The organism is Rickettsiales bacterium, from assembly GCA_029252805.1.
Taxonomy (GTDB): Bacteria; Pseudomonadota; Alphaproteobacteria; order Rickettsiales; family JALZUV01; genus JALZUV01.
Window position 1 is genome coordinate 12,337 of the sequence record JAQXAR010000024.1, and the last position, 25,285, is coordinate 37,621.

28 protein-coding genes and 1 tRNA gene are annotated in these 25,285 nt (G+C 47.9%); 20 read left to right on the forward strand and 9 right to left on the reverse strand.

Annotation, left to right across the window (positions count from 1 at the left end; translation table 11 throughout):
• Nucleotides 1-47: 47 nt before the first annotated feature.
• Nucleotides 48-281: a helix-turn-helix transcriptional regulator gene (locus P8P30_04420; GenBank protein MDG1286792.1), complete on the reverse strand. Its 234-nt coding sequence runs from the start codon at nt 279-281 to the stop codon at nt 48-50.
• A 74-nt stretch (nt 282-355) separates the two neighbouring features.
• Here P8P30_04420 and P8P30_04425 point away from each other — a divergent pair, with 74 nt between their 5' ends.
• Both P8P30_04425 and P8P30_04430 read left to right on the forward strand, forming a co-directional pair.
• Entirely contained in the window at nt 356-520 is a 165-nt protein-coding gene (locus P8P30_04425; protein MDG1286793.1) for a hypothetical protein, read from the forward strand.
• Nucleotides 521-560: 40 nt separating this feature from the next.
• Nucleotides 561-1,109, forward strand: coding sequence for a tyrosine-type recombinase/integrase (locus tag P8P30_04430; GenBank protein ID MDG1286794.1), 549 nt, complete (start codon nt 561-563; stop codon nt 1,107-1,109).
• A 139-nt stretch (nt 1,110-1,248) separates the two neighbouring features.
• On the opposite strand, the gene P8P30_04435 is transcribed toward P8P30_04430, so the two are convergent.
• The 3 genes from P8P30_04435 to P8P30_04445 all read right to left on the reverse strand — a co-directional run bounded on the left by P8P30_04435 (nt 1,249) and on the right by P8P30_04445 (nt 2,765).
• Nucleotides 1,249-1,458, reverse strand: coding sequence for a hypothetical protein (locus P8P30_04435; GenBank protein MDG1286795.1), 210 nt, complete (start codon nt 1,456-1,458; stop codon nt 1,249-1,251).
• 185 nt (nt 1,459-1,643) lie between these two features.
• Nucleotides 1,644-2,576, reverse strand: a complete 933-nt coding sequence (locus tag P8P30_04440; protein ID MDG1286796.1) for a hypothetical protein — start codon at nt 2,574-2,576, stop codon at nt 1,644-1,646.
• A gap of 114 nt (nt 2,577-2,690) precedes the next feature.
• Nucleotides 2,691-2,765: transfer RNA gene (locus tag P8P30_04445), tRNA-Thr, on the reverse strand.
• A gap of 841 nt (nt 2,766-3,606) precedes the next feature.
• On the opposite strand from P8P30_04445, the gene P8P30_04450 reads away from it, so the two are divergent.
• From P8P30_04450 to cysC, 6 genes are read left to right on the forward strand one after another with little or no spacing between them, the layout of a single operon-like run.
• Nucleotides 3,607-3,738, forward strand: coding sequence for a hypothetical protein (locus P8P30_04450; protein ID MDG1286797.1), 132 nt, complete (start codon nt 3,607-3,609; stop codon nt 3,736-3,738).
• Complete coding sequence (locus P8P30_04455) at nt 3,735-4,037, forward strand: hypothetical protein (protein ID MDG1286798.1); 303 nt, start codon at nt 3,735-3,737, stop codon at nt 4,035-4,037. Before P8P30_04450 ends, P8P30_04455 begins: the two co-directional genes overlap by 4 nt.
• A gap of 24 nt (nt 4,038-4,061) precedes the next feature.
• On the forward strand, nt 4,062-5,216 hold the full coding sequence (locus tag P8P30_04460) for a hypothetical protein (protein ID MDG1286799.1): 1,155 nt from the start codon (nt 4,062-4,064) through the stop codon (nt 5,214-5,216).
• Between the two features lie 47 nt (nt 5,217-5,263).
• Nucleotides 5,264-5,494 (forward strand): hypothetical protein, encoded by a 231-nt coding sequence (locus tag P8P30_04465; protein MDG1286800.1) that lies wholly within the window; start codon nt 5,264-5,266, stop codon nt 5,492-5,494.
• Nucleotides 5,491-6,525 carry an L-threonine 3-dehydrogenase gene (tdh, locus tag P8P30_04470; GenBank protein MDG1286801.1) on the forward strand — a complete coding sequence of 345 codons (1,035 nt, stop codon included), beginning with the start codon at nt 5,491-5,493 and terminating at the stop codon, nt 6,523-6,525. The genes P8P30_04465 and tdh overlap by 4 nt, the downstream gene beginning before the upstream one ends.
• A gap of 52 nt (nt 6,526-6,577) precedes the next feature.
• Entirely contained in the window at nt 6,578-8,518 is a 1,941-nt protein-coding gene (cysC, locus tag P8P30_04475; protein MDG1286802.1) for an adenylyl-sulfate kinase, read from the forward strand.
• On the opposite strand, the gene P8P30_04480 is transcribed toward cysC, so the two are convergent.
• A complete protein-coding gene (locus P8P30_04480) occupies nt 8,515-9,693 on the reverse strand; it encodes a DUF2336 domain-containing protein (GenBank protein ID MDG1286803.1) in 1,179 nt (392 codons plus the stop codon). The two genes, cysC and P8P30_04480, sit on opposite strands and share 4 nt — an antisense overlap.
• Nucleotides 9,694-9,840: 147 nt before the next feature.
• On the opposite strand from P8P30_04480, the gene P8P30_04485 reads away from it, so the two are divergent.
• Nucleotides 9,841-10,557 (forward strand): CoA transferase subunit A, encoded by a 717-nt coding sequence (locus P8P30_04485; GenBank protein ID MDG1286804.1) that lies wholly within the window; start codon nt 9,841-9,843, stop codon nt 10,555-10,557.
• A gap of 96 nt (nt 10,558-10,653) precedes the next feature.
• Here P8P30_04485 and P8P30_04490 read toward each other — a convergent pair whose 3' ends face one another.
• Complete coding sequence (locus P8P30_04490; GenBank protein ID MDG1286805.1) at nt 10,654-12,237, reverse strand: UbiD family decarboxylase; 1,584 nt, start codon at nt 12,235-12,237, stop codon at nt 10,654-10,656.
• An 85-nt stretch (nt 12,238-12,322) separates the two neighbouring features.
• Here P8P30_04490 and ilvN point away from each other — a divergent pair, with 85 nt between their 5' ends.
• From ilvN to P8P30_04525, 7 genes are all read left to right on the forward strand, one after another.
• Complete coding sequence (ilvN, locus tag P8P30_04495) at nt 12,323-12,895, forward strand: acetolactate synthase small subunit (protein MDG1286806.1); 573 nt, start codon at nt 12,323-12,325, stop codon at nt 12,893-12,895.
• 7 nt (nt 12,896-12,902) lie between these two features.
• Complete coding sequence (thrC, locus tag P8P30_04500; protein ID MDG1286807.1) at nt 12,903-14,282, forward strand: threonine synthase; 1,380 nt, start codon at nt 12,903-12,905, stop codon at nt 14,280-14,282.
• 65 nt (nt 14,283-14,347) lie between these two features.
• On the forward strand, nt 14,348-15,787 hold the full coding sequence (locus tag P8P30_04505; protein MDG1286808.1) for a hypothetical protein: 1,440 nt from the start codon (nt 14,348-14,350) through the stop codon (nt 15,785-15,787).
• A gap of 2 nt (nt 15,788-15,789) precedes the next feature.
• Nucleotides 15,790-16,881, forward strand: coding sequence for a hypothetical protein (locus tag P8P30_04510; protein MDG1286809.1), 1,092 nt, complete (start codon nt 15,790-15,792; stop codon nt 16,879-16,881).
• 44 nt (nt 16,882-16,925) lie between these two features.
• Entirely contained in the window at nt 16,926-17,543 is a 618-nt protein-coding gene (locus P8P30_04515) for a hypothetical protein (GenBank protein MDG1286810.1), read from the forward strand.
• 46 nt (nt 17,544-17,589) lie between these two features.
• A complete protein-coding gene (gene ychF / locus P8P30_04520) occupies nt 17,590-18,693 on the forward strand; it encodes a redox-regulated ATPase YchF (protein MDG1286811.1) in 1,104 nt (367 codons plus the stop codon).
• A gap of 120 nt (nt 18,694-18,813) precedes the next feature.
• On the forward strand, nt 18,814-19,824 hold the full coding sequence (locus P8P30_04525) for an NAD(P)/FAD-dependent oxidoreductase (GenBank protein MDG1286812.1): 1,011 nt from the start codon (nt 18,814-18,816) through the stop codon (nt 19,822-19,824).
• 76 nt (nt 19,825-19,900) lie between these two features.
• Here the strand turns inward: P8P30_04525 and P8P30_04530 are convergent, their stop codons facing one another.
• Nucleotides 19,901-20,164 (reverse strand): hypothetical protein, encoded by a 264-nt coding sequence (locus P8P30_04530; protein MDG1286813.1) that lies wholly within the window; start codon nt 20,162-20,164, stop codon nt 19,901-19,903.
• A gap of 229 nt (nt 20,165-20,393) precedes the next feature.
• On the opposite strand from P8P30_04530, the gene folD reads away from it, so the two are divergent.
• Complete coding sequence (folD, locus tag P8P30_04535; GenBank protein MDG1286814.1) at nt 20,394-21,230, forward strand: bifunctional methylenetetrahydrofolate dehydrogenase/methenyltetrahydrofolate cyclohydrolase FolD; 837 nt, start codon at nt 20,394-20,396, stop codon at nt 21,228-21,230.
• Here the strand turns inward: folD and P8P30_04540 are convergent.
• Both P8P30_04540 and P8P30_04545 read right to left on the reverse strand, forming a co-directional pair.
• Complete coding sequence (locus P8P30_04540; GenBank protein MDG1286815.1) at nt 21,227-22,138, reverse strand: cation diffusion facilitator family transporter; 912 nt, start codon at nt 22,136-22,138, stop codon at nt 21,227-21,229. The two genes, folD and P8P30_04540, sit on opposite strands and share 4 nt — an antisense overlap.
• Before the next feature lie 14 nt (nt 22,139-22,152).
• Nucleotides 22,153-22,977 (reverse strand): methyltransferase domain-containing protein, encoded by an 825-nt coding sequence (locus P8P30_04545; GenBank protein ID MDG1286816.1) that lies wholly within the window; start codon nt 22,975-22,977, stop codon nt 22,153-22,155.
• Between the two features lie 97 nt (nt 22,978-23,074).
• Between P8P30_04545 and rpmF the strand changes: the two genes are divergently transcribed.
• Genes rpmF through P8P30_04560 form a run of 3 tightly spaced genes read left to right on the forward strand, consistent with a single transcriptional unit; the run spans nt 23,075 to nt 25,276 of the window.
• Nucleotides 23,075-23,260 (forward strand): 50S ribosomal protein L32, encoded by a 186-nt coding sequence (rpmF, locus tag P8P30_04550; protein MDG1286817.1) that lies wholly within the window; start codon nt 23,075-23,077, stop codon nt 23,258-23,260.
• An 8-nt stretch (nt 23,261-23,268) separates the two neighbouring features.
• Nucleotides 23,269-24,327, forward strand: a complete 1,059-nt coding sequence (gene plsX / locus P8P30_04555; protein ID MDG1286818.1) for a phosphate acyltransferase PlsX — start codon at nt 23,269-23,271, stop codon at nt 24,325-24,327.
• Nucleotides 24,317-25,276: a ketoacyl-ACP synthase III gene (locus P8P30_04560; protein MDG1286819.1), complete on the forward strand. Its 960-nt coding sequence runs from the start codon at nt 24,317-24,319 to the stop codon at nt 25,274-25,276. Before plsX ends, P8P30_04560 begins: the two co-directional genes overlap by 11 nt.
• The last annotated feature ends 9 nt before the right edge of the window (nt 25,277-25,285 follow it).

Sequence of the window (25,285 nt, forward strand, 5' to 3'; positions counted from 1 at the left end):
CTTAATAAATCGCTGCATGACTCTTTCACAACCCAAGTATTTCCACGTTAATCTTCGATCTGTTCCAACATATCACTGATCCTCACGTCCAGAGCAGAAGCTAGCCTCAGCATCGTTGCCAGTGTAGGATTACTATTACCTGCTTCGATTTTCGAGATCGCCTGACGCGTCACACCCGATCTATCTGCCAATTTATCATGACTATAACCTAACGACTTCCTGCGTTTCTTAATGTCCGCAGCGTAGTTATTGATAAACTGTTCAACTTCTTTTCTTTTCACCTCATCAAACTAGCAGATTGACGCGAGAGCGTTACGCAACTACAGTTGCGTAACTATAATTACGTGAGGTTAAAATGAATCATTCCCTAAAAACACTAACAGCGGCAGCAATCATCGCTGCTTCACTCTTCCCTGTCACAGTAACTGCCGATCCTGCCATTGATAATTACTGTTTCAGTACCACTACCAAACTATCCTATCGTATCCATCTTCAACGTAACAGTGGTTATCCTTACTGATCGCAAGTTGTGGTTCACAGAGGAATCTAGAACCTCATTGTTGAAAGAGGATCAGATTTATCCGTGGATGCAACATCTTCAATCTTACCCTAACGATGTCATGTACGATTCTATCCTGCTCATGCTCCTCAGTGGAGTCCGTAAAAACGAAGCATTCAAACTGAAGTGGTCTGATGTTGATTTTGAGGATCGTTCATTCATCCTACGTAACACAAAAAATCGAACCGATCATGAATTACCCATTACGACTCAAATTGAAACAGTCCTTAAACGCCGTTTAACCTCCCGTATGAACGATTATGTCTTTCCAAGCAATCGAAGCAACAGCGGACACTTAATCAACATCAGTAAAGCAGTGAATCATACGAATGAGCAATCCAACCTATCCATCACTGTTCATGATCTCCGTAGAACATTTTCCATGATCGCCTCAAGACTTGACTTCAACGATTACACTATCAAACGCCTCATCAATCACAGTACTAAATCAGATGTTACTTCCATCTACCTACCTATTGATACTGATGATCTTCGTAAACCTCTTCAAACCATCAATGATAAACTCAATAAGATACTCATAAACATTTAACCTAATTACAATTATCCCAATCATCATATCCACCCATAGCAGTACCAATGCATCGCTACTAAACGTCACAGAGTTTGAGGATGTAGATGATCGTCAGAAGCGCTGAGTGGTGCACACAGTTACTGATCAATCACGAATGTTAACGAGTGAAGATGAACTCGTTTGAAATCAAGAAGTTTTCGTAATTTTTCTCACGAGCGGTTTGCTTCGTAATGTACTCAGCAATTCGTCCTAAATCTCCGTTATTCAGAGGCTGTAATGTTGATTTGATTGCAGACTCATTATCAACCGCAACATAAACCTCACCCGAAGGAACAATCTCCTCCCATGCCTTTTCAGCATGATGCAAAAAGTTGCAGTCATTTACCCGAAGCAGTGAATGATAGTGGATGTTCGTCTCACAATTTTCGAGAACCCTACAGTAACACTTGGGCATTACACTCAGGCTGTCCGTGGCGGCGAAGAAGCGATGGAAATGCTTTCAGGGTATTAGCGTTGGCTGCTTAATCAACTTAACCTTAAGGCCTGCAAGTTTTAGTAGTTCTGGGTCTTCTTATCTCTTTCTCGTATAATAGATTTCAACTCTTCACCTGCCGCTACACCCGTGGCGGCGATTGCATCTGCAACATTAAGCCATTGATCTAGATTCGAATCGTTAAGTGACTTTTTGGCAAGGACGCAAACGCGGAAACCAATTCCTAGTTCGTTCCAAAATTGATGATCACCTAAAGTTTCCCAGCTTGTAGCTGCCGCTAAAATAGAAGGTTCGGAAAGCTCAGCTTTTACCAGTTCGATTGTATCAAGAAATAAACGCGCAATGGTTGGGCATGCATTCGATATTACAGTTATCTCTGTTAGAATTGGAAAAAAGGGCAATAGCTGATCATCTGTCAGTCCCTTCGTATATGCAGTAGCACTACCAAAGCCCTCACTTGTTTTTAAAAAGAAGGCTAATATGAGCTCTTTAAGATGTATCTCCATACCTTTTTGTGGAGATTGTATACGCATCTGATTATTACTGCGCCCCGCCGTAGTAAGTAGCTCTAAAAAAGATTCGGCAGTTGTGGTGTGTCTTGCAAGTTCTAAGGATTCTTGAACGCCGTTTTCGATAGCTCCTGTAGTGCGTTCTATGGCTGCTGCGTAGTATCGTGAAGGAGCTATAGTCCTGCTTTTAACAATATTAGCAACGATAGTGGCAAAGTTTTGATTATTCTCTGTAAAGGCTATGGATCGTTTCGCTTGTATCTCTAGGCACTTTTCCTCGCCAGACTTCGTTATTCCTTTTACAATAACGTCATCAAGTGGATACCCTTGTTGATGCCGCTGGAACTCAATTCTTTTAACTTCCACATTCGGCATCCCAAATGCTTCAGTTCCAACAAGCATGGCCAACGCATAGTGCGTTCCTACTTTTACTTCAAACTGTGCTCCTGCTGGTCCAGTCGCTCTTGGGCTAGAATCTTTCATTTGAGAAATGTATACATTCGGTCCATTTTTCGCAAACTTTCAGAAAGTATTTTACGGTTCTCTAATTTGAATTTCTTGACTGAGGTCTATACTCGCCTAACATATTGAGAAGCATGGTGCCGCCTACAAGATTCGAACTTGTGGCCTCGTCATTACCAATGACGCGCTCTACCCCTGAGCTAAGGCGGCATTTGCCTTGATGCATTCACGAAATCTAGCGGCAAACACAACGCAAACACGCTGCTTTAGAATCCCATTTGCCGCTGTCCTCATGACAGCTAAAACTACTTCGTTCACTTTTCCAGCTTCAAGCCTATCGCGGCTTTTCGCTGGTTTGACACTTTTGCCGTCTCATCTTTAGTGTGCAGTGTGAACTACTGCTTACCAATGAGGTACTCTACCACTGAGTTACAACGGCACATAATGAAGAGGCGTTCTTACAACAAAGCAAAATTTCCCGCAAGTACTGCCTCAAATGTTTTTGAATTTTCTATCATGTAACTAACCACAAAAATTCACAATGTGCCTTCTTATAGCCTTCTTAATTGAAAAACGTCGATTTCAATGAAAACCGAAAAATCCTATAATATTTTGTTATTAAATGATAATCTACCCATCACTCTTATCCAAAATCACTGAGGACATATCATTACCAATGACGCGCTCTACCCCTGAGCTAAGGCGGCTACTGATGAGTAAGCGTTAATACAACAATGCGTTTATCCTAGCAAGTGCCTTGATAGGAGCTTTTTACATTTGTTTTCTGTGGAGAGGCGGCTTGCTCAAATTACAGCCCTATAACCGACAAATTCCAGTCAAGTTCGTACTAATACCGTACCTTTGTATTTTTGATGAAATGAGTAAGAACTTCAAACCTGCTATTCATGCGCCTTACAACGAATCAACAGCAAGTTGTGTGAAGCATTGGTAGTGGCGAGGCTGCAAGTTTGGATCTTGTAGACGGCACCTTTTTTAATTAATTTATTTGTCCATTTGTAAAATGCACGTATTTAGGGTATAGTGCCGCTCGATGGAAAAGCCCGCTAAATCACAGTCACAGCCAAAAAATAATAAGCCAAAGCCGCAATTGGCCGCGGCTTTACGTGCAAATTTGAAGCGTCGTAAGGTGGTGGATAAGGCGAAGAAAGACGGGCAAGCTTGAGTAAAAAGCCGCCTAAACCCCATACCGCAAAAGAAAAAAAAGAAGCGCTTCGCAAGAAGAATAGATGGTTGTTTGAGACCTTCACCGTTGCCAATCGTGCGGCGGATAATGTGGATATTGGAGCGCCTGAAGTGGTGGCTTCGCCCGAGCCCGAAAAGACAGTCGTGCAGCTTAAAGAAGAAGATGCGCTAGAGCGTGCGCAGCAGATTCGTAATCGTATTAGTGGTCGTAAACGGGCGTCCAAAGATAAATGGAATCGCTTTGCTGGCACCTCCGGCGGTGGTGGTCGCGGAAGGTAACTTCTTTAAAAAGGCTGTAGTGATATGGGATTCTTATCGAGTAAAAACATTAATCTGCTGAATATTCATTCCAGCATGATGCGTTTGATTGATATCGTCGCATGGACTTTTGGCCCGATCTTTATGTATCAACTTGGGCTCTCGGTTGGTTGGATTCTGATCATTACGGCGGGAATAAATTTTTGCCGTATTCCTTTTCGCTTCCTCATGATTCCTGCCATTAAGAAATTGGGTCTGAAAAACACCGCTATTTTATCTTCTCTTGTGAAGTGTACGGCGCCGATGCTTCTTATTGGTGCAGGGAATGGGGTGGAGTGGATCGCGGCTTATGTCGTTTTTGCTGGATTTTCCGGTTCCATGTATTGGACGAGTTTCCATTGTTTCTACACGCTTAGCGGCGATAAAGAGAATAGGGGGCGGCAATTTGCGGTAGGTGAGGCGGTTAAGCTCATGCTGGTCGCGCTTGCACCTTATATGAGCGGGCTGTTTATTGAGGTGCAGGGGTTTGAGGCTTATTTTTATCTCGTGATTCCGGTGATGATTTTTGCGGTGATGCCTTTGCTCTTATGCCAGCCTATCAAAATGCATCATGAGCCTCGCGCATGGCGGGAGGAGTTTCTTACCTTTGGAGGAAAGAGTCACTTTTGGTACGCGTTTGTTGTAGATGGAAAGAATATCATCTGGCCGTTAATGTTGATCGTTGCACTGGGCGATATTTCGAATTTCGGTGCTGTTTTTACGGTGGGCATGATTGCTCAGGCATTTATTCAGTTATTTTTGGGGAGTTTGATCGATAAAGGGCATGTGTGGCGCGTCTTTGTGCTGGGCAATGGGATGATGTTTTTGGTTCTGATTGCGATGGGATTCACGCCTTTATCTTTAACCATTGCCGCCGTGTTGGAGACGCTCTTTGCCTTTGCTTTGATTAATCAAGTCTCCGGTTTTATTACGTCGCTTTATAATGATGCGCATGAGACGAAACACACTTTGTGGTACTGGATATTCTCGGAAGCTTGGGTGGATGTGGGCGCTGTTTTAGTGAAAATACTGGCGGCGGGCCTCTTCTTTTTGGAGGTTCCGACTCCTCTCTTGTTGCTTGTCTGTACGCCGGGGTTACTGGGTTTACATCTGGTGATGAATAAGCATATTAAACAGCAGAACGCGGAAAATATTACCTAATATCACATCCCGATTTTTGTTGAAGAAAGAGAAATGTAAGGCCGTTAATGGAAGTTGAGATTACCGCATTTATTCATTCCGAAATGGGATATATCACGGCGCTGGTGCTTATCATGTTAGGGCTGTGCGATCTGGTGAGCGGCTATTATATTACTCGCTATCGGCCTGATTTGCTGCCCATTCCGGCGGAGAAGCTCAAACCGATTATGATGGCAGTCTATTTTGTCTCATCATTCTTGGTGCTTATCGGAATCTATATGCTATATATCCGTGCATGAAAATGAAGGCATTGGTTAAGAAAGATTCCTGCGAGGGGATTTGGTTGCAAGAGGTGGAGAAACCCACTCCTGCTGCGCATGAAGTTTTAATCCGCACCCATTATACGGGGATTTGCGGTACAGATATTCATATTTATAATTGGGATGAATGGGCGCAAAAGACCATTCCTGTGCCCATGACGATCGGCCATGAATTTGTCGGCGAGATTGTCGAAATGGGCAGTCAGGTTAAGGGCTTTGAGATGGGTCAAATCGTTAGCGCTGAAGGGCACATTGTCTGCGGACGTTGCCGGATGTGCTATGCGGGCAAGCGCCATCTGTGCCGTAATACGGTGGGGATCGGGGTGCACCGCGATGGTGCAATGGCGGAATTTGTGACCGTGCCGCAGGAGAATTTATGGAAAACACTGCCAGAAATTCCTGCCGAACATTATGCGATTTTTGATCCTTACGGAAATGCGGTGCATACGGCCGCAAGCTTCGACCTGCTGGGCGAGGATGTGTTGATTACCGGCGCAGGGCCGATTGGCTGCATGGCGGTGGCGATTGCGAAACATTCAGGCGCACGCAAAGTGATTATTACCGATGTGAATGAGTACCGCCTTGATCTCGCGCGTAAGATGGGCGCAACGCAGGCCGTGAATGTGACGAAGAAAACCCTCGATGAAGTGATGGCAGAGGAAGGCATGACGGAAGGCTTTGATGTTGGCTTGGAAATGTCCGGTAATCCTTCTGCCTTTGCCGATATGATCCGCACCGTGCGTAACGGTGCTAAGATTGCGCTGCTGGGTATCCTACCGCCAGATACTTCAATCGCGTGGGATGAGGTGGCCTTTAAAGGGCTGGAAATTAAAGGCATCTACGGTCGTGAGATGTTTGAGACCTGGTATAAGATGCAAGCAATGTTGCAAACCGGGCTGGATATCGCGCCCGTGCTGACGCATCGTTTCCACTATAATGACTTCCAAGAGGCATTTGATATCATGCGTAGTGGTCAGAGCGGTAAGATTGTACTTGATTGGCGCGGTTAAATACGGCAAAACTACGTTAATTAAATAATTATACATAAGATTAGTGTTTAATATGACCCAAGCTGCTTTAGTTGAAACTCCCGAGCTCGCCACACAGCGCGAGCAAATGAAGATTGTTATCGTGGGGCATGTCGATCACGGTAAGAGCTCGCTGATTGGGCGTTTGTTTTATGAAACGGGCAGTCTTGAAGAGGGCAAATATGAGGCAATTCTTGCGAGCAGTGAGAAGCGCGGTATGCCGTTTGAATGGTCGTTTCTGCTGGATGCTCTGCAAGCTGAGCGTGATCAGGGTATCACGATTGATACGACGCAAATCTGGTTTAAAACGCAGGCGCGTGACTATGTGATCATCGATGCGCCGGGGCATAAAGAGTTTCTGAAAAACATGATCTCCGGTGCGGCTTCGGCGGATGCAGCGATTTTGTTGATTGATGCCAAAGAAGGCGTGCAGGAACAATCGAAACGCCATGGTTATTTATTGCATCTTTTGGGGATTCGCCAAATTGCGGTGGCCGTTAATAAAATGGATCTAGTCGATTATTCTCAAGCCCGCTTTGAGGAGATTAAAACTGAATATACCGCCTATCTAAGATCGGTGGGGGTTGAGCCGACCGTATTTATTCCGATCTCCGCACGCGAAGGCGATAATATCGCTGACACGAGCAGCGCCATGGCATGGGATGAGAAGACGACCATCTTGCACGCATTGGATAACTTTACGCCCACCAAACCGCTAACGGGCTTGCCGTTACGCTTCCCGATTCAGGATGTTTATAAATTCGATGAGCGCCGTATTCTTGCAGGACGTATTGAATCAGGCAGTTTGAAAGTGGGCGATGAAGTGCTCTTCTCGCCATCGAATAAAACCAGCACCATTACTTCGCTCGAGCAATGGCCGGACGATGTAGAAAATAAACCTACCACGGCACAGGCCGGGCAGTCGGTCGGTGTCACTTTGCAGCACCCGCTCTTTTTGGAGCGTGGTGAGATTATCAGCCATGTGAATGATGCGCCACTGCTGTCCAATTTCTTTTCGGCGAATATTGTCTGGCTGGGCGATAACCCGCTGCAAAAAGGCAAACGCTATAAAATTAAACTCGGCACCGCAGAATTTGATGCAGAATTGCGCACTATTGACCGCGTATTAAGCACGGATGATTTATCGTTTGGTGCCGCTGAAGAAATACCTCGCCACGGGGTAGGGGAAGTGACCTTCCGTCTACGCGGAATGGCGGCGTTGGATGACCATACGAATAACGCGCGTGCGGGGCGTTTTGTGATTGTGGAAGGTTATGATGTGGTCGGCGGGGGTATCATCACGCTGGACGGAATCAATGACCAACGCGTGGCGCAAACCGAACGAAAATCGCAAAATATCACCAAGGTGGAGCATCAAGTCACGCTCGATCAGCGTAGTATGATGAACGGCCACCTGCCAGGTATTCTATGGTTTACGGGCCTATCGGGTTCAGGTAAATCCACCCTCGCGCAAACGCTGCAAGAAGAGCTATTCGCTAAAGGCTATCAGGTGATGGTGTTAGATGGCGATAATATCCGCCACGGCCTCAACCGTGATTTGGGCTTTAGTGCGGATGATCGCTCGGAAAATATTCGCCGTGTGGGCGAGGTAGCTGCATTGTTTGCTAAAGCTGGCTTTATCGTGATTACCGCCTTTATTTCACCTTATATTGAAGATCGCCGCCGCGCACGTAATGCCGCGCCCGAGCATTTCCATACGGTTTATATCGAAGCGGATATTGAGACTTGCGAAGGTCGTGATGTCAAAGGCCTCTACGCTAAAGCGCGCGCAGGTGAGATCAAAAACTTCACCGGCATCGATGACCCATTCGAGCCGCCCGAGCATTTCGATATCGCGCTTAAAACGGCGGATCTATCCGTTGAAGAATCGACCGAGAAGCTTATGCATTATGTAGAAGAGAATTTCGTATCACCGCTTAATAAACCACGCCACGGCGACGGTGGTGGGATTTAATAACTAGGTAGCTCGCCGCCGGCTAGAGGCTTGTTGGTGCCGAATTGTTCTTCTGCATTTTCTAAATCTTGAGTGGCGCGTTTGATGATGGCGGTGGTGAATTCGATTGCTTCGGCACTTTCATCTTCTGCAATGGCGATGAGTAGGTGGTTTTGTAGTAGGCGAGGATGCAGGGATTTAAGTGTCGTATCCGTCAGCAATAAGCGGATGAGTTCGACAAAAATATTCGTGTAAATAATCGGCATCTTACTGGCTTTATAGAGTGCGGCAATTCCGCGTCCGCCTTTATCGCGCAAGAGGATACGGGCATTGCTAACCGGTACTCCCGCCATTTGTGCGAGTGCATGTTCGACTAAGGCTAACTCGCCAATACACAGGGATCGTAGTAGCAGGGAGATGCTTAAGCGTCCCTCTTGGCCGAGTTGATGGACCAGCTGCGCCATGCCCTCGCCTTTGACTTGCTCTATCGTCATACCGAGCAGCGAATAAAGGCGCGCGGCTTCGACCAAGTCTTCAGGTTCTAATTCTTCTTCCGTCAGGGATTGGGAGAAGCGTGTGAAGCCCGCTTTGACCGCCAACACTTTCAATTTCTGCTGGCTAATGCTGCCAATTTCGCGGCGTTGTGCCACCAGTGCCATTAGGTCTTCGGAAGGAGGTACGGCTTCGAGCGTTTTAATGACGACTTCTTCGTCTAATTGTACGCCATTATTTTGAAACAACATCGCCATTACCTGAGGTAACTTTTTATAGAGCAAGGCGGAAGAAACTTTTGCTGAGAGTGCTTCACGTCGGGCAATCGCCTCCAGTCGCGGGGAACTTACCGTATCATTAATGAGCGCGGTGAGGTCATCTTCTGACAGGAGGTAGGAGTTTTCTAGTATGGGCGTGGCGACTGCATCTGAAATATCGGTCGCGAGGGCCATCACAATATCATGCGGAAGCAGTAAGTTATTTTTTAGGATATCGGAAAGTTGTTGGCGAATGTTCTCGTCAGAATCTTTGACCAGTGCGCGGAATATTTCATCGGCCAACTGCTGTTCTTGACGGTTGAAGAAGTTATTTTGGTAGGCTTGAGCGAGTTTATCCACGACAGCCTGCTTGGCCGATTTATCGCTGCTGCGTAAATCTTTCAGAGTTTGTTTGCCAAAGAAGGGAGTATAGCCGCTATTATCCATGAAGGGTTTTATAGCGTGATGATTGAATTAGTCATTTTCTTTCTCGTTTATTGACAAAAATAGTCATGAGAGGAGTTGAGTGATATCTTCGCTGCGTCCTTTTCATTTAGTCATTTATTTTTCGCCGGTAATAGTAATAATGACGACATGGTTCATATTTACGAAAATGCGCAAGACGCACTCGCTGGTTTACTAAGAGACGGAATTACGATGATGTCAGGCGGATTTGGCCTGTGCGGCATCGCGGAAAACTCGATTCTGGCGATTGAAGCCAGTGGGGTGAAAAATCTTACCATCATTAGTAATAATTGTGGGGTCGATGATTTTGGTCTTGGGTTTTTGCTACGTAAAAAACAGATTCGCAAGATGATCTCCTCCTATGTAGGCGAGAATAAAGAATTTGAGCGTCAATATTTGAGCGGTGAATTAGAGTTGGAATTTAATCCGCAAGGCACCTTGGCTGAACGTATTCGTGCAGGCGGCGCAGGGATTCCTGCTTTTTATACCAAAACGGGTGTGGGTACGATCGTGGCTGAAGGTAAGGAAACTCGAAAATTTGACGGCGATACTTATGTGATGGAGCGTGCGTTGAAGGCCGATTTAGCGATCGTCAAAGCATGGAAAGCGGATACGGCGGGTAACCTAGTATTCCGCAAAACTGCACGTAACTTTAATCCTTTGATGGCGCAAGCCGCAATGGTCACCGTGGTTGAAGTCGAGGAGATTGTCGAAGTCGGTATGTTAGGCGCAGATGAGATCCACACACCAAGCATCTATGTCGATAGAGTGTTCAAAGGCACAAAGTTTGAGAAACGAATCGAATTTAGAACGGTCACCCCGCCGCAGCCTGTGCCAGCGGCTTAACAGGTGATCGTTATTGCCCGACTTGTTCGGGTAATCCATGAGAAATAGAAGGCGGTAAACGGATTACCTGCATAAAGCGGGTAATGACGGATGCGCTTACTTCCAGATCTTTTTGCCTTCGCCGGGTAGGCCGTATATCTTCCAGTTTTTATCCACTTTTTGGATCACGTCTTCGTCCATGAAGATTTCTTCGCCCCATTCGCGGGTGGTTTCGCCTTCCCACTTGTTGGTGGCGTCCAGGCCCATTTTCCCGCCGAGGCCGGAGACGGGGGAGGCAAAATCTAGGTAGTCGATCGGGGTGTTTTCAACGAGCATCGTATCGCGGACCGGGTCCATGCGGGTAGACATCGCCCAGATCACTTCTTTCCAATCGCGGCAATTGATATCGGCGTCCACTACGATGACGAATTTCGTATAGATAAATTGGCGCAAGTAGCTCCATACGGCCATCATGATGCGGCGGCCATGGCCGGCATAAGCTTTCTTGATGCTAACGACGGCGACGCGGTAGCTGCAGCCTTCCGGCGGTAACCAGAAATCGACAATCTCAGGGAATTGTTGTTGGATCAGCGGAATGAAAAGCTCGTTCAGTGCCTCGCCAAGGATGGCAGGTTCATCCGGCGGTTTGCCAGTATAGGTGCTGTGATAGATCGCATCTTTGCGCATGGTAATGGCGGAGACGGTGAAGACGGGGAAGGATTCGACGCTGTTATAATAGCCGGTATGGTCGCCATAAGGGCCTTCATCGCCATAGTCCTCGAGGCTGACATGGCCTTCAATGACGATTTCGGCATTGGCCGGGACTTTTAGCGGGATGGTTTTGCAATCGACCAGCTCAACGGGTTTGCCGCGAAGTAAGCCGGCAAATTGATATTCCGATAGGTTATCCGGTACGGGGCAGACAGCGGCGAGTGTGGTGCCGGGATCCGCGCCAATGACGGCTGCTGCGGGCAGAGGTTCGCGCTTTTGATCTTTCCAGCGTTTGTGATGTTGCGCGCCGCCACGATGTTTCAGCCAGCGCATAAGGGTGGTATCTTTACCGGTCACCTGCATGCGGTAAATGCCGAGATTAAAGGCATCTTCCCCCTTTTTAGACGGACCTTGCGTGACGATCAGCGGCCAGGTGATAAGGGGGGCAGGTTCGTTGGGCCAACAACCTTGGATGGGCAGTTGGCTTAAGTCAATATCATCGCCTTTAAGCACCACTTGTTGGCAGGCAGCTTTTTTGACCACCTTCGGTTTCATGTTTAGCGCTTTTTTAGCGATGGGGAAAAGATCAACTGCGCCACGCAAACTATCGGGCGGGGTAGGCTGGCGTAGATAAGCCAGTTCTTCGCCGAATTTACGCATCGTTTCGGGCGTTTGGTTCATGCCCATAGCGACGCGTTTGACGGTGCCGAACAGGTTGATGAGGACTTGATGATTGCGCCCGCTATTGCGACTACTGTCGCTCACATGGCGTGCCGTTTCGCGGACTGATGGCTCGCTCGGACTACTTTCCTCGCTAAAGTGAGGTTCGTGAATGACATTCTCGAATAATACCGCCGGACCGCCTTCTGCGATAAGGCGAGTGCCGATTTCGGTCATCTCTAAATGGGTGGAAACAGGCTCGGTCACGCGCACTAATTCACCCTGTTTTTCGAGGGTTTTGAGAAAGTCGCGTAAACTATCGTAAGCCATGCCCTCGTTGTTAAGGTGCAAAAACCTAGCGTGCAAGGCTTACTTACCTCTTGAGCGAAGCTGCGTAGCCGTTATACCTGCCATTATGTCTGATATTGTTTATAGTATAGTTACCGATAAAGCCTTACCGGAACGCCGAATTATTGCCGTACTCGTTGAAAATGAGTTTGGGGTGCTTGCGCGCGTGGTCGGATTGTTCTCGGGCCGTGGTTATAATATTGATTCACTCACCGTGGCTGAGGTGGATGAGGCGCGTAATATCTCGCGTATTACCGTGGTCGTGACAGGTTCGGAAAAGAAAATTACACAGATTAAGTCATTGCTTGATCGTATGGTGCCGGTGTTGGCCGTGCATGATCTTTCGATCGAAGGGCCGCATGTAGAGCGTGAACTCGCCTTGATGAAAATCACCGGTGAGGGGCAAAACCGCGTTGAAGCGCTGCGTTTGGCCGATATTTTCCGCGCGAGTGTGGTGGATTCTACGACGGAATCTTTTGTATTTGAAATGACCGGCGCTTCGGCCAAGATTGATGCATTTCTTGATCTAATGCGTCCCTTAGGCTTGGTCGAAACCTCGCGCACGGGGGTGGTGGCAATCGCCCGGGGTAAAGAGGGTATCATCGAAGGTCGCCGTCTCGTGACTGAACTGCGCCAGTAGCTCCCCCATGCCTATCATTTATCAATCGACGCGTGGGCAATCGCCTGAACTTTCATTTAAAGAAGTCGTACTTGCGGGGCTTGCGCCGGATGGCGGGCTTTATGTGCCGAAAACGTTGCCGCATTTCTCGAAAGAGAAAATTGCGAGTTGGAAAGGCTTGGATTATCCAAGCCTAGCCGCAGAGATTCTCGCGCCCTTCTGCGATGATATTGATATTAAGCGTCTGACCCAAGCGGCTTACAGCACGTTCCGCCACGAAGAGACGGCGCCTTTGACAAAGCTGGCGGAGGGGCATTATCTGTTGGAGCTGTTCCATGGCCCGACCCTGGCGTTTAAAGATTTTGCGCTACAGCTTTTGGGGCATTTATTTGACGAATTACTCGCGGAAAAAGGTGAGCATGCGACGATTTTGGGTGCCACTTCGGGCGATACGGGATCGGCGGCGATTGCCGGTTGTCGGGGGCGTAAGAATATGGATATTTATATCCTGCACCCTAAAGGCCGCGTGTCAGATGTGCAGCGCCGCCAGATGACGACGGTATTGGATAGCAATGTGCATAATATCGCAGTGGAAGGCAGTTTCGATGATTGCCAGCGGATCGTCAAAGAGTTGTTTACCGATGCAGAATTTCGTCAAAAGCAGCGCTTAACGGCGGTGAATTCGATCAATTGGGCGCGAATTATGGCGCAGATCGTATATTACTTTTACGCCTCGCTAAAATTAGGCGGGCCTGAGCAAGCGGTGAGTTTCTCTGTTCCGACCGGGAATTTTGGTGATATTTATGCGGGCTATCTCGCCAAGCGTATGGGGCTGCCGGTGGATACGCTGATGATTGCCTCAAACCGCAATGATATTCTCACACGCTGCTTTGAGACCGGCGAATATAAGGTCGATGGAGCCACTCCAAGCCTGAGCCCAAGTATGGATATTCAAATTTCCAGCAATTTTGAACGTTTATTGTTCGAATATGTGGATGCCGATGCGGAGGCGCTTCGCCAAATGATGGCTGATTTAAAGGAAACGGGCAGCTTTACGTTACCGCAAGCGGCGCATCAGCGCTTACAGGCTAATTTTAAGGCCGCCCGCGTGGATGACGCGCAAACCTTGGCTGAAATTCAAGAGATTTATGAGAAAACTGGCGAAATTCTCGATCCGCATAGTGCGGTGGGCACCAAATCAGCCGTAAAAGTACAGAAACCGGGCATTCCCATGGTGACTCTGGCAACGGCACACCCGGCTAAGTTCCCCGATGCGGTTAAGGAAGCCATCGCACTAACGCCTGATTTACCGCCTCATATGGCTGATCTCTACGAAAAAGAGGAGCGAATGGTGATTCTGAGCGCTAAATCACACGAAATAAAGCATTTTATTGAAAATTCTGCCTAACGTTCATCAAATTGAAACATTTCTTCCGTACACTGATTGTAGAAAGGTTTTAGGACGATATGAGCATGTTTGAAGATATAATGGGTTTTTTACCCGGCGGCGACAGTTTAATGGATATAGGAGGTTTCCTATCAGGTGACAAAACTGGCATCCAAACAATGGCCGGTATGGTCGGCAACGGTGCGTGGTATGGGCAATTACTTTTCCCGTCCGCTGCCAATAAAGCAAAAAACGTTGCAAAGTTAGTCGATCTCTTCGGTGATGGATTCCAACGCGAAGATCTTGACGATTTAGGCGGTATTGTTGCCGATGGTTTTGTCGCGCATTTTGGTACTGCAATCTTTGGTGATAGCCATATGGGTAAATTAATGGCCGTAGGTGCTGGTGCTCTTGTAAGTATGCTCGTTGAGAACCTATTGCATGAATTCGCACATATAAGCCCCGAAGCGTCTGAAGAAGCAATGAGAACGGCTGGAGATAAGGCCATTGCGAAAACAATGAAAGATACAGCCGATCTAACCCGTACGCCTGAACAGATGGCGACGTGGGAAAAACACAATTTAACAATTGATATGAGCGCAGAAGATCATAAAAAAGAATGGGTTGCGGATTATGTGCGCGATCATAAGCAAGAATATCAAGTGGATACGACGGGTGGTGGTTTTAAACTTATTGATTCGCAATTAAAGCTTGCTGCTGAACAAGACGCGGCTGCAAAATATGCTGAAACCTTTGCGACGCAAAGCAGCTTCCAGCGTGTGATGACCAAAGATGAATATACTAAAGCAGGTCTTGAGCGATTAGGTGTCTATGAAGAACTGGATGCGGAGGGCAACGTCACTAACAAAGCGGAAATCGCCAAAGATACAAAATTCTTACAGGAAGAATATGCTCAGAAACTGACTCTGGCGCGCGCGGAAGTGCTAGCAAACGGCGTGGTGGCTGATCCCGCCAAGGCTAAAGCGAAACCAGTTGCGAACCCGAAGGTAACAACAAGTGGAGTAGATCCGAAGGGCGTTGCAGGTGCTGCGGTGGTTGCGGGGGCTGCAGGCGCGAATGCGAACACGAATGCGAACACGAATGGGAACACGACTGTCACTGTAACGAATACCCCAAAAACAAAAGCACAAGAAGCTGCCGATGAGGTGATCAGGAACGTTAAGAAAAACTCAGAGGCGATTCTTCTAGAAAAGAAGGCAGACGTAAAAGCAAAAGAAGCGGATATCCCGGAGGTTACGCCAGCACCAACTGAAAAGCAGCGCACCGAAGACGCCTTTGATGGTTGGGTTATGGATGATGGAAGTAAGGGCGGTCCAAGTAAGGATAATAATCAATTGCCAGTTGAAAGTGAATATAATTTCTTGCTGTCTCCAGATGAAGCAGTGGAAACTAATTCAGATGTCGTAGCGAATTTTGGAAATAAGCTGAAAAAAGTCACTGAGGAAGCTCAGAATATTAATTTTGTGCTTGAGCGTCGTCCTAAGGGCCAGATTGCGTTGACATAAGCATGGTTGATTCACAAACAGCAGAGCAAGGTAAAAAGACGTCGGAAGCGGCGGGAAGCTTTTTTACTACGGTTTTTACCACTTGGGGAAAAGCTTCAAAAGGTGTTTTGAGAAACAAGAAAACGCGTGATAACGTTTATAAAGTCTTAGAGGATTCAGAATTATTAACCGCTTTTCTTGGCCCTAAAATTGCCGGTGCCGCTGATACTGTAAAGATGTTTTTGGGAACAGATACAGATGCGATCCTCGCAGAGGGCGGAATCACAGGTAAAACAGGTGCGAAGCTACTAAATGATGGTGCTACCGCGGGAAGTAAACAGTTCGGTTACTATGTCGCTAGAAATTATTTAGGTCTGAAAGATCCAGCAATGGCAGAGCGTGTTGGCGGTATGATTGGCACCATGGTCGGCGGGCATATCTCTAAGATGATTTTCAACAAATTAGGGATTCCTGATTCGAAAAAAGATGAAATAATTGCTGATACAGCTGTAGAAACGGCTCCAACAGCAGAAACGACTCCAACAGCAGAAGAGATTGGTAAAGCGGCAGTTGCAAAACATATAGCGGATGAAGAAGCAAAAGAAGCAGAAGCAAAAGCAAAAGAAGAAGTGGTAGCAAAAGAAGAAGCACATGAAAAATTGAAGAAAACGCTGACTGCTAGAGAGAAAACCATTTCGGAGCTTCGGGTGCAGGTGGCCTCATTAAATGAAGAAGCTGTAGCGCAACAAAAAAAACCAGTGGGAGAGGTTGCTGATCCCCTGCAAGCCTTTGGTGGCTATACTACGAATAGTAGTGGTGACAATCCTGATGTGAATATAGTGTTTGAGGAGAACGAGACGAAGACCCTCGATGCCGATGGTGATACAAAGGCGTATCAGGCGAAAAACACAAATAGTACAGACAACGTAATGGGGAAGCTGTTTGAAAGTAGTGGTTTAACAAACTCAATGGGTAATTTAGCATTTAATTACGAAACAACAACAACCGATGCCCTTTTTACGCATGCTGGTTCGGAAGGAAAGACATCTGATAGGGTGGAAGTCATCATCGATGGAAGTGCCGTTGGTAAACAGTCGGGCATCCGCAGAGATTAACTTCCGTTCAGTAGGGCGGATATTGAAAAGAGAGAGAAGAGAAAATGACTGATGGATTCGTAGCGGGTATGTTGAAGGAATCATTTCCAGTGGTGGGTAACATCATGGAACTGAAAGACACGGTTGCTGATTTTAGAGAAAAAGGGGTGGTGAATTCTGGTATTCGTGCGGGTTTAAATTGTGTCCCTAATGGACCGTTGACTCTGTGGGCTGAAGGGCTGACTCGTGCGACAAATGGCAAAGGGTGGGAAGAAACTATTGCAGATGCGATTGCCGGTGACGGCTCGAAAAAGCAGTCGGACGCAAAAGAAGTCGAACTGTCGATAGACGAACGTGAAAATGTACTTGAAATGGCCACGGAAACGGCCAGATATATGGAAGTTCCAAGCGAAATGGCTGATGCAATTAATACGAGCCTCAAAAAGATCGATAAAATCAAAAATCCTGAAAAGCAGGCGGCAACGAGAGATGCTTATTTCACCTTAATTGAACTGCAGGTGAAGATGGAAATTGGTGAAGATGGTAAGGTCACAAGCAAGGAAGCTCAAATGGCTGCCGCTGTTGGAGAAGAATTAAAGAAGGCGGGCTATGCTCCTGTACCAGAAAATACCGAAGCCGGTTTACAAAGGAATGGCGGAGGCGTTAAAGGCAAGGGTGCCTAAAACTCCACGCTTGCCCAAAACACCCTAACCGATTATACCCCGCCACATGGGATTTAATTGTGGAATTGTTGGCCTACCGAATGTAGGCAAATCAACTTTATTTAACGCGTTATTGCAGACGGCTCAGGCCGAGGCTGCGAATTATCCATTCTGTACGATCGAGCCGAATGTTGGCCGTGTGGCCGTGCCGGACCCGCGTCTTGATGCGCTGGCCGAAATCGTGAAGCCGCAAGCCGTGCTGCCGACCCACCTTGAATTTGTCGATATTGCTGGCCTCGTCAAAGGCGCGAGTCAAGGCGAGGGCTTGGGCAATCAGTTCCTCGGGCATATTCGTGGTGTCGATGCGATTGGCTTTGTGCTGCGCTGCTTCGAAGATGATGATATCACGCATGTCGAAGGCTCGGTTGATCCGATCCGCGATGCTGAGATCATCGAAACAGAGCTGGTGCTCGCCGATTTAGAGTCGATTGAGAAACGCACTTATGCGTTGGAAAAACGTGCGCGAGGCCAAGATAAAGAGGCTAAAGCGCTGCTGCCGATCGTGCAGAAAATGCATGAACATCTAGCTGAGGGTAACCCGGCGCGCTTGCTTATTCCCACGGATGCGGATGATCTAAAACTCTTCCATAGTTTGCAGCTTCTCACCGCTAAGCCGATTCTTTATATCGCCAATGTGGAAGAAGAGGCCGCCGCGAACGGTAATGCGCATTCTGCCAAGGTCGAAGAATATGCCAAGCAGCATAACGCGCCGTGTATCCTCATTTCTGCCGCGATTGAGGCGGAGCTCTCCAGTCTTGATTCGGAAGAGGAAAAACTAGAATTTCTGGCCGATTTAGGGCTAGCGGAATCCGGCCTTGCGAAAATTATTCGTTCAGGTTACGCGCTGCTGGCACAGCAAACCTTCTTTACGGCAGGCGTGAAAGAAGTGCGTGCTTGGACGGTGAGAACCGGTGCGACGGCGCCTAACGCTGCCGGCGTTATCCATACCGATTTTGAGCGCGGATTTATCCGCGCCGAAGTCACTGCTTATGACGATTATATCGCCTGTAAGGGCGAACAAGGTGCCAAAGAAGCGGGTAAGCTCCGCCTAGAGGGCAAAGAGTATGTCTTAGCCGATGGCGACGTCGTGCATTTCAGGTTCAACGTTTAGTTTAGTCTTTAATTGTTTCTCCTCTGCGTGCCTGCTATCGCGGGCTGATAGCTCACTCGGTCTACTGATCTCGCTTTTTTATGATTGCTCCCTAAGGGCTAACCGTTTAAACATTTTTGCATGATAAAACATGAAACAGATATTTGTATTATTGGTGCGGGGCCGGTTGGGCTTTTTGCCATTTTTGAAGCGGGCATGTTGAAGATGCGTACCCATGTGGTCGATACGCTGGATATGATTGGCGGGCAATGTGCCGCGCTCTATCCAGAAAAACCGATTTACGATATTGCGGCGCACGCCTCCATCACCGGCCAAGGTCTGACGGATGAGTTGGCGAAACAAGCCGAGCCGTTTGATCCGGTTTATCATCTGGGCCAGCAAGTGGTGAAGGTGGATAAACAAGGCGAGGGCTTTGTGGTTGAAACCTCCAAAGGCACGCAAATTAGCTGTAAGGGCATTATTATTGCGGCAGGCGCAGGCGCCTTTGGCCCGAACCGTCCGCCCCTCGAAGGGCTGGAAGCTTACGAGGGTAGTAGCGTGTTTTACATGGTCGCCAAGCGCGAAGAGTTTCGTGATAAGCGTATTGTAATTGCGGGTGGGGGAGACTCTGCGGTGGATTGGGCCTTGTCGCTGGCGGATTTGGCCGAGCATATTTATTTTGTACATCGCCGTCCAAAATTCCGTGCTGCGCCGGATTCGGTTGAAAAACTGCATGCGTTGGCAGAGGCTGGTAAGATCGAATTGGTGGTGCCGTATCAGTTAGATTCTCTGCAAGGTGATAATGGGCAACTTACCGGAGTTGGCGTGAAGACACTGGCCGGTGAAACACGGATGTTGGAGGCGGATACGATGCTGCCATTCTTTGGCCTATCGATGAATTTAGGGCCGATTGCTGAATGGGGTTTGAACCTGAATATGAGCCATATTGAAGTGCAGGATCCAACGACTCTGGCGACCAATGTCGAGGGTATCCACGCGATTGGTGATATTGTGACTTATCCGAATAAATTAAAATTGATTGCCTGCGGCTTCTCTGAAGCGGCGATGGCCTGCCATGCGCTCTATAAGCGGGTGCATCCCGATGTGGCCCTGCATTTCGAATATTCGACCAGCAAGGGCGTGCCTGCATAAAAAACTCCATAGTTTCTCAGTATTTTACTACTGAAAACGCTATGGAGCCAATGTGTTATGTATCTCATGGTTTTTTCTACTCTTCAGTCTTTCGACGCGAATCGGAAAAAGGGATACTCTTCATGTGACTTTTAGCTTGTTTTGCTAAGTCGCCAGGGGTATCTTTATTTCTCTGAATTTCGTCAAAAGAGTTTTTGATGCTCATTTTCTGAATGACTTCGCGGAAGCCATATTTGGAACTGAGTTCAAAAAATCTGAAGATTGCTTTTCTTTTAAAAAATAGAAAAAGTACAAAGAGGATTGCTGCAAATGCAATCACGTGGTTTGAAGAAAAATCCATAATGATAGGTGTATAATGCTTTGGTCTGGAGTTGTAGCCAAAGAAAATTTATTTTTAGTTTAAACAAAATATTAAAAAAGACTCCAGAGTCAAAGCGTGGTTTTTGAAAAAAATAATTAAAAAAACGGCTACAAAATACCCTCTTAGTATACGTATTTTGTCTCATTATGGGATGACAGTTGTGTGACAATTCTTGCAATTTCCGTGGGGAATGGGTAAGCCCGCATTCATGACAGCAAAATTGATAGATGGTAAGGCGCTCGCCGCCCGTATTCGTGAAGATCTCGCAGTGGAGGTGGCTGCGATGGATGTGCAACCCAACCTCGCGGTAATTATTGTTGGCGATGATCCTGCCAGCCACGTCTATGTGCGCAATAAAGGCAAAGCGGCCGATGGCTGCGGCATTAAGTCAACGACCGATCAACTGCCGACGGAGACGACTCAGGCAGCGTTGCTTGCCCGTGTGCATGAGCTCAATGCCGATGATTCGGTACATGGCATTTTGGTGCAATTACCGGTGCCGAAACATATTGATGCCGATGCGGTTATTAACGCGATCGCGCCGCAAAAAGATGTGGATGGGTTCCATGTGGTAAATGCCGGTAAGCTGGCCACAGGGCAGGATTCACTGGTCGCCTGTACACCGCAAGGGTGTCAGCTGATGCTGAAAACCGTGCATGAATCGCTATTGGGAATGCATGCAGTGGTGATTGGGAAATCTAACATTGTTGGGCGTCCGATGGCGCAGCTTCTATTGAATGAAGGCTGTACGGTGACGGTGTGTCACTCTCGCACGAAAGACGTCGCGCAAGAATGCCGTCGCGCTGATATTATCGTGGTAGCGGTAGGCCGTCCGAAAATGGTCAAAGGTGATTGGGTGAAACCGGGGGCAACGGTGATTGATGTTGGCATCAACCGTGGCGACGATGGAAAACTTGTCGGCGATGTTGACTTCGCTGAAGCGCAGAAGGTCGCCGGTGCTATTACGCCTGTCCCGGGCGGCGTTGGCCCGATGACGATTGCGTGCTTGCTAAAGAATACGGTGAAGGCGGCGAAGAACCTTTAAGCGTCTGACCAAGATTTTGCTTCAATAAAGATACGTTTAACACTGGGCACATGAAGCTGCAGTTTTTGGGTTAGCTTTGCCGTAATCTTTTCGACCATCGCCGCTGATAATTTATCTTCAAAATCCAAGCTGGCATTGACCAATATTTCATCGGGGCCTAGATGCAAGGTGATGATACCATTCACATTAGTGATGCCTTTGGCCTCTGAAATGATCTCTTCAATGATCGCGCGGTTTTCAGGCGTAGCCGCTTCGCCTATCAGGAGGCCTTTTGTCTCGTAAGCAAGGAAGATAGCGGTGATGGCGAGCACCACGCCAATGGCGATAGAGGCGATCCCGTCAAAGATAGGCATATTTAGCGTTTGCGCGAGGAACAGGCCGATAAAAGCGATTACAAGGCCGAGCATGGCGGCTGAATCTTCGAAGAGTACCGTGAAGATGGCGGGGTTTTTGCTGCGTTTAAGAGCTTGGATGTAAGAATAATCGCCCTTAGTTTTGACAAATTCGCGGAAGGCGACAAAGGTAGCGGCGCCCTCAAAGAGCATGGCGACAGCGAGCACAACGTAATTCACCCACGCATTGGTGACGATCTCAGGATGCTGTACTTTGTGAATTCCTTCATAGATGGAGATTCCAGCGCCGATTGAGAAAATCAGAATGGCGACGACAAAGGCCCAGAAATAAAGTTCGGCACCATAGCCGAATGGGTGGCGGTCATCGGCAGGTTTTGCCGCACGTTTTAGTCCGAACAGGAGTAAGCCCTGATTGCCTGTATCAACAAGCGAGTGCACTCCCTCGGATAGCATGGCGGAAGAACCCGTCATCGCTGCCGCAGCAAATTTCGTGATTGCAATGAATCCGTTTCCGAACAATGCAGCGTAAATTACTTTTTTTGAATCACCAGCCATGAGAATGCTTTAACCTATCCCAGCACTTCTTTCAACGAAACCTTGCCGCTACCACGACGTAAAGGTTGTTGTTGCGATTCATGGGGGGTCCAAGCGGTGATGAATACGATCTCGACTGTGACAGGGTAGAGGCCGTCTTGCTTGACATAGGCTTTTTCAACCGCCTGCCAATAACGCGCGGTGGTCATACCTTTAAATTGCTCGGTCAGCGCGTTGGTTTCACCCATCATTTTTAGCTCGCGTAGGAGGGTGGGAAAATTGCGGTAGGTAAGGTGAAGGAACTCGGTATCGACCACCGGTAGGGCGAATCCGGCGCGCTGTAAGAGTGCGCCGGCATCTCGCACTTCGACGAAGGGAGCGATGCGCGGGGCTGCTTTGCCGGTTTCGGTGGCCACTTGCATCATGGCCTCGCGTAATTCCTGCAAGGTGCGCGGGCCGGGCATGGCGACCATGAGTAAGCCATCTTCTTTCAACGCGCGGCGGCATTGGATAAGGGTGCCAGGTAAATCATTCACCCAGTGCAGTGATAGGTTGCTTAAGATAACATCGAGCGACTGATCGGCGAAGGGGATGAATTCTTCATCAATCACGGCGTCTTGTGCCATAGAGTGTGCGAAATCACTTTGAATTAATTGCCCAATTTTGCCTTTAGGGAGAGCTTGTGCGGTCTGTCCTGTATGGCAGCCTAGCTCTAGTCCAAGTGGGAATGAACGGTCAATATCGAGCAATCTATCGGCCAATTGCTCGGCAATTTCAGCCTTTAAAAAGGCGACATCATCGAAGGTTTCGGCGATGCGTTCGCGGCGTTTTCGATGCAGTGTTCGGTTAAATAATGTCATGTAGCGGTTTTCTAATGGAATTATTGTAAAATATCACTGGATTTTTTTAACTTATCTGCGTATAACCCGCCTCTGAAATTTAGAAATAGAGGATGTTATGGCAGTTCCTAAGAGTAAAATTAGTAATTCCCGTCGTGGAATGCGTCGTTCGCACAAGAATGTGAAAGCCGTTTCGCACATTACAGAAGCACAGCCTACCGGTGAGCAAACTCGCCGTCACCACGTATCTCCTGATGGATATTACCGTGGTCGTCAGGTGACTGAATCCAAAATTAATACTTAATCGTATTTATGCCGGATAGCTTCACCATTGCTCTAGACGCAATGGGCGGCGACCATGCGCCTGCCTGTGTGGTAGAAGGTGCAGAGCTCGCGTTACGGAAATCTCCAAAGCTTCGCTTTGCTTTTGTGGGCGATGAAGCAAAAATTACACCCCTTTTAAAGCGTCATTCTGATGTAGCGGCGCGTTCGACGGTTATCCATACCGATGAGTTTGTGGCCGATGAAGTGAAGCCGTCTATTGCGGTTCGCCAAGGTCGTAAAAGCTCTATGCAGCTTGCAATTAACGAAGTGAAGGCCGGCAATGCACATGCGGTTATTTCGGGCGGTAATACCGGCGCGCTGATGGCGATGTCTAAATTGGCTTTACGCATGCTACCTGGCATTAAGCGCCCTGCGGCGGCGGGTTTGTTTCCTACTGAAACGGGCGAAGTGGTGATGCTCGATCTGGGCGCGAATCTTGAAGCGAATGCCGAAGAGCTGGTTCAGTTTGCTATCATGGGTAATGCTTACGCGCGCGCCGTATTGGGCCGTGAAAATCCATCTATTGGCCTGCTTAATGTGGGCGAAGAAGATACGAAAGGTCATCCGGAAATTCGGGAAGCGGCGGAAATGATGCGCAGCAATGCAAATTCGCACCTGAATTTTGTCGGTTTTGTTGAAGGCAACCAAGTGCCGATGGGCAAAGTTGATGTTGTCGTAACCGATGGCTTCTCCGGCAATGTGATGTTAAAAACCGCTGAAGGTACAGCCAAGCTGATGGGTCGGCGTATGAAAGAGGCGTTTAACAATAATTGGGCGACCAAGCTTAGTTATATTATCGCTTCTAAAACAATGGGTAATTTACGTAAATCGCTTGATCCGCGCCGTTATAATGGTGCGATGTTCTTAGGGCTTAATGGTGTGGCCGTGAAGAGCCATGGCGGTTCGGATGCGTATGGCTTCAGCCACGCGATTCGCACGGCAGCGGCATTGGTCGCGCATGATGCGAATCAGTTGATCATTACAGAACTCAAAGCGTCTGGCATGTTGAAAGACTCAGATGCAAAGGAGTCAGTCGATGTTGCGTAGTGTGATTAATGGGATCGGCCATTATCTGCCGGAGAAAATCGTTACGAATAAAGATCTGGAAGCAACGCTTGAGACCTCTGATGAGTGGATTCGCGAACGTACCGGAATTGAGCAGCGTCATATCGCGGCGGAAGGTGAGTTAACGTCGCATCTCGCGACGAAAGCCGCGCAAGCTGCTTTGGATGATGCGGGTGTTACAGTAGAAGAAATCGGTGCGATTATTGTTGCGACAACGACGCCGGATGAGACATTTCCAGCCACCGCGGTTCGTGTGCAAGCAGCACTTGGTGCGCCTGCGATCATGGCGTTTGATATGCAAGCGGCATGTTCAGGCTTCATCTATGGCCTTACAGTTGCGGATGGTTTGATTAAGGCCGGGCAAATAAAACATGCCTTGGTGATTGGCGCGGAAACCTATTCACGCATCGTGGATTGGGAAGATCGCGGAACCTGTATCCTGTTTGGTGATGGCGCCGGCGCAGTTGTTCTTTCCGGCGAAGAAAATTCGGAGCGCGGATTGTTGCACTCAACGGTTTCAGCCGATGGTAATTTAGCGGATATTTTGAAAACTACGGGCGGCGTCTCATCGACGAAAACGGCTGGTGTGGTGCATATGCAGGGCCGTGAAGTCTTCCGCCATGCAGTTTCGAAAATGACGGGGGCGGTGAAAGAATCCCTCGAAGCGACCGGCTACTCGCTGGATGATGTCGATTGGCTGATTCCGCATCAGGCCAATGCGCGAATTTTGACGACCATTGCGGATAAGCTTGGTTATCCGCGCGAGAAAGTCGTGATGACGACGGCGCAGCATGCCAATACCTCAGCGGCGACCATTCCGCTCGCTATGGCTGTTGCAAAAGCTGATGGACGGTTAAAACCCGGAAATTTAATTGCATTACCCGCATTAGGGGCTGGACTAACCTGGGGTAATTGTTTAGTTTTACTCTAGTTTAATTTG

Coding starts and splice junctions, on each gene's coding strand:
- P8P30_04425 (MDG1286793.1), top strand. CDS start 356: ATGAATCATTCCCTAAAAACACTAACAGCGGCAGCAATCATCGCTGCT.
- P8P30_04440 (MDG1286796.1), bottom strand. CDS start 2,576: ATGAAAGATTCTAGCCCAAGAGCGACTGGACCAGCAGGAGCACAGTTT.
- P8P30_04450 (MDG1286797.1), top strand. CDS start 3,607: ATGGAAAAGCCCGCTAAATCACAGTCACAGCCAAAAAATAATAAGCCA.
- P8P30_04460 (MDG1286799.1), top strand. CDS start 4,062: ATGGGATTCTTATCGAGTAAAAACATTAATCTGCTGAATATTCATTCC.
- P8P30_04465 (MDG1286800.1), top strand. CDS start 5,264: ATGGAAGTTGAGATTACCGCATTTATTCATTCCGAAATGGGATATATC.
- tdh (MDG1286801.1), top strand. CDS start 5,491: ATGAAAATGAAGGCATTGGTTAAGAAAGATTCCTGCGAGGGGATTTGG.
- cysC (MDG1286802.1), top strand. CDS start 6,578: ATGACCCAAGCTGCTTTAGTTGAAACTCCCGAGCTCGCCACACAGCGC.
- P8P30_04480 (MDG1286803.1), bottom strand. CDS start 9,693: ATGGATAATAGCGGCTATACTCCCTTCTTTGGCAAACAAACTCTGAAA.
- P8P30_04485 (MDG1286804.1), top strand. CDS start 9,841: ATGGTTCATATTTACGAAAATGCGCAAGACGCACTCGCTGGTTTACTA.
- P8P30_04490 (MDG1286805.1), bottom strand. CDS start 12,237: ATGGCTTACGATAGTTTACGCGACTTTCTCAAAACCCTCGAAAAACAG.
- ilvN (MDG1286806.1), top strand. CDS start 12,323: ATGTCTGATATTGTTTATAGTATAGTTACCGATAAAGCCTTACCGGAA.
- thrC (MDG1286807.1), top strand. CDS start 12,903: ATGCCTATCATTTATCAATCGACGCGTGGGCAATCGCCTGAACTTTCA.
- P8P30_04505 (MDG1286808.1), top strand. CDS start 14,348: ATGTTTGAAGATATAATGGGTTTTTTACCCGGCGGCGACAGTTTAATG.
- P8P30_04510 (MDG1286809.1), top strand. CDS start 15,790: ATGGTTGATTCACAAACAGCAGAGCAAGGTAAAAAGACGTCGGAAGCG.
- P8P30_04515 (MDG1286810.1), top strand. CDS start 16,926: ATGACTGATGGATTCGTAGCGGGTATGTTGAAGGAATCATTTCCAGTG.
- ychF (MDG1286811.1), top strand. CDS start 17,590: ATGGGATTTAATTGTGGAATTGTTGGCCTACCGAATGTAGGCAAATCA.
- P8P30_04525 (MDG1286812.1), top strand. CDS start 18,814: ATGATAAAACATGAAACAGATATTTGTATTATTGGTGCGGGGCCGGTT.
- P8P30_04530 (MDG1286813.1), bottom strand. CDS start 20,164: ATGGATTTTTCTTCAAACCACGTGATTGCATTTGCAGCAATCCTCTTT.
- folD (MDG1286814.1), top strand. CDS start 20,394: ATGACAGCAAAATTGATAGATGGTAAGGCGCTCGCCGCCCGTATTCGT.
- P8P30_04540 (MDG1286815.1), bottom strand. CDS start 22,138: ATGGCTGGTGATTCAAAAAAAGTAATTTACGCTGCATTGTTCGGAAAC.
- P8P30_04545 (MDG1286816.1), bottom strand. CDS start 22,977: ATGACATTATTTAACCGAACACTGCATCGAAAACGCCGCGAACGCATC.
- rpmF (MDG1286817.1), top strand. CDS start 23,075: ATGGCAGTTCCTAAGAGTAAAATTAGTAATTCCCGTCGTGGAATGCGT.
- plsX (MDG1286818.1), top strand. CDS start 23,269: ATGCCGGATAGCTTCACCATTGCTCTAGACGCAATGGGCGGCGACCAT.
- P8P30_04560 (MDG1286819.1), top strand. CDS start 24,317: ATGTTGCGTAGTGTGATTAATGGGATCGGCCATTATCTGCCGGAGAAA.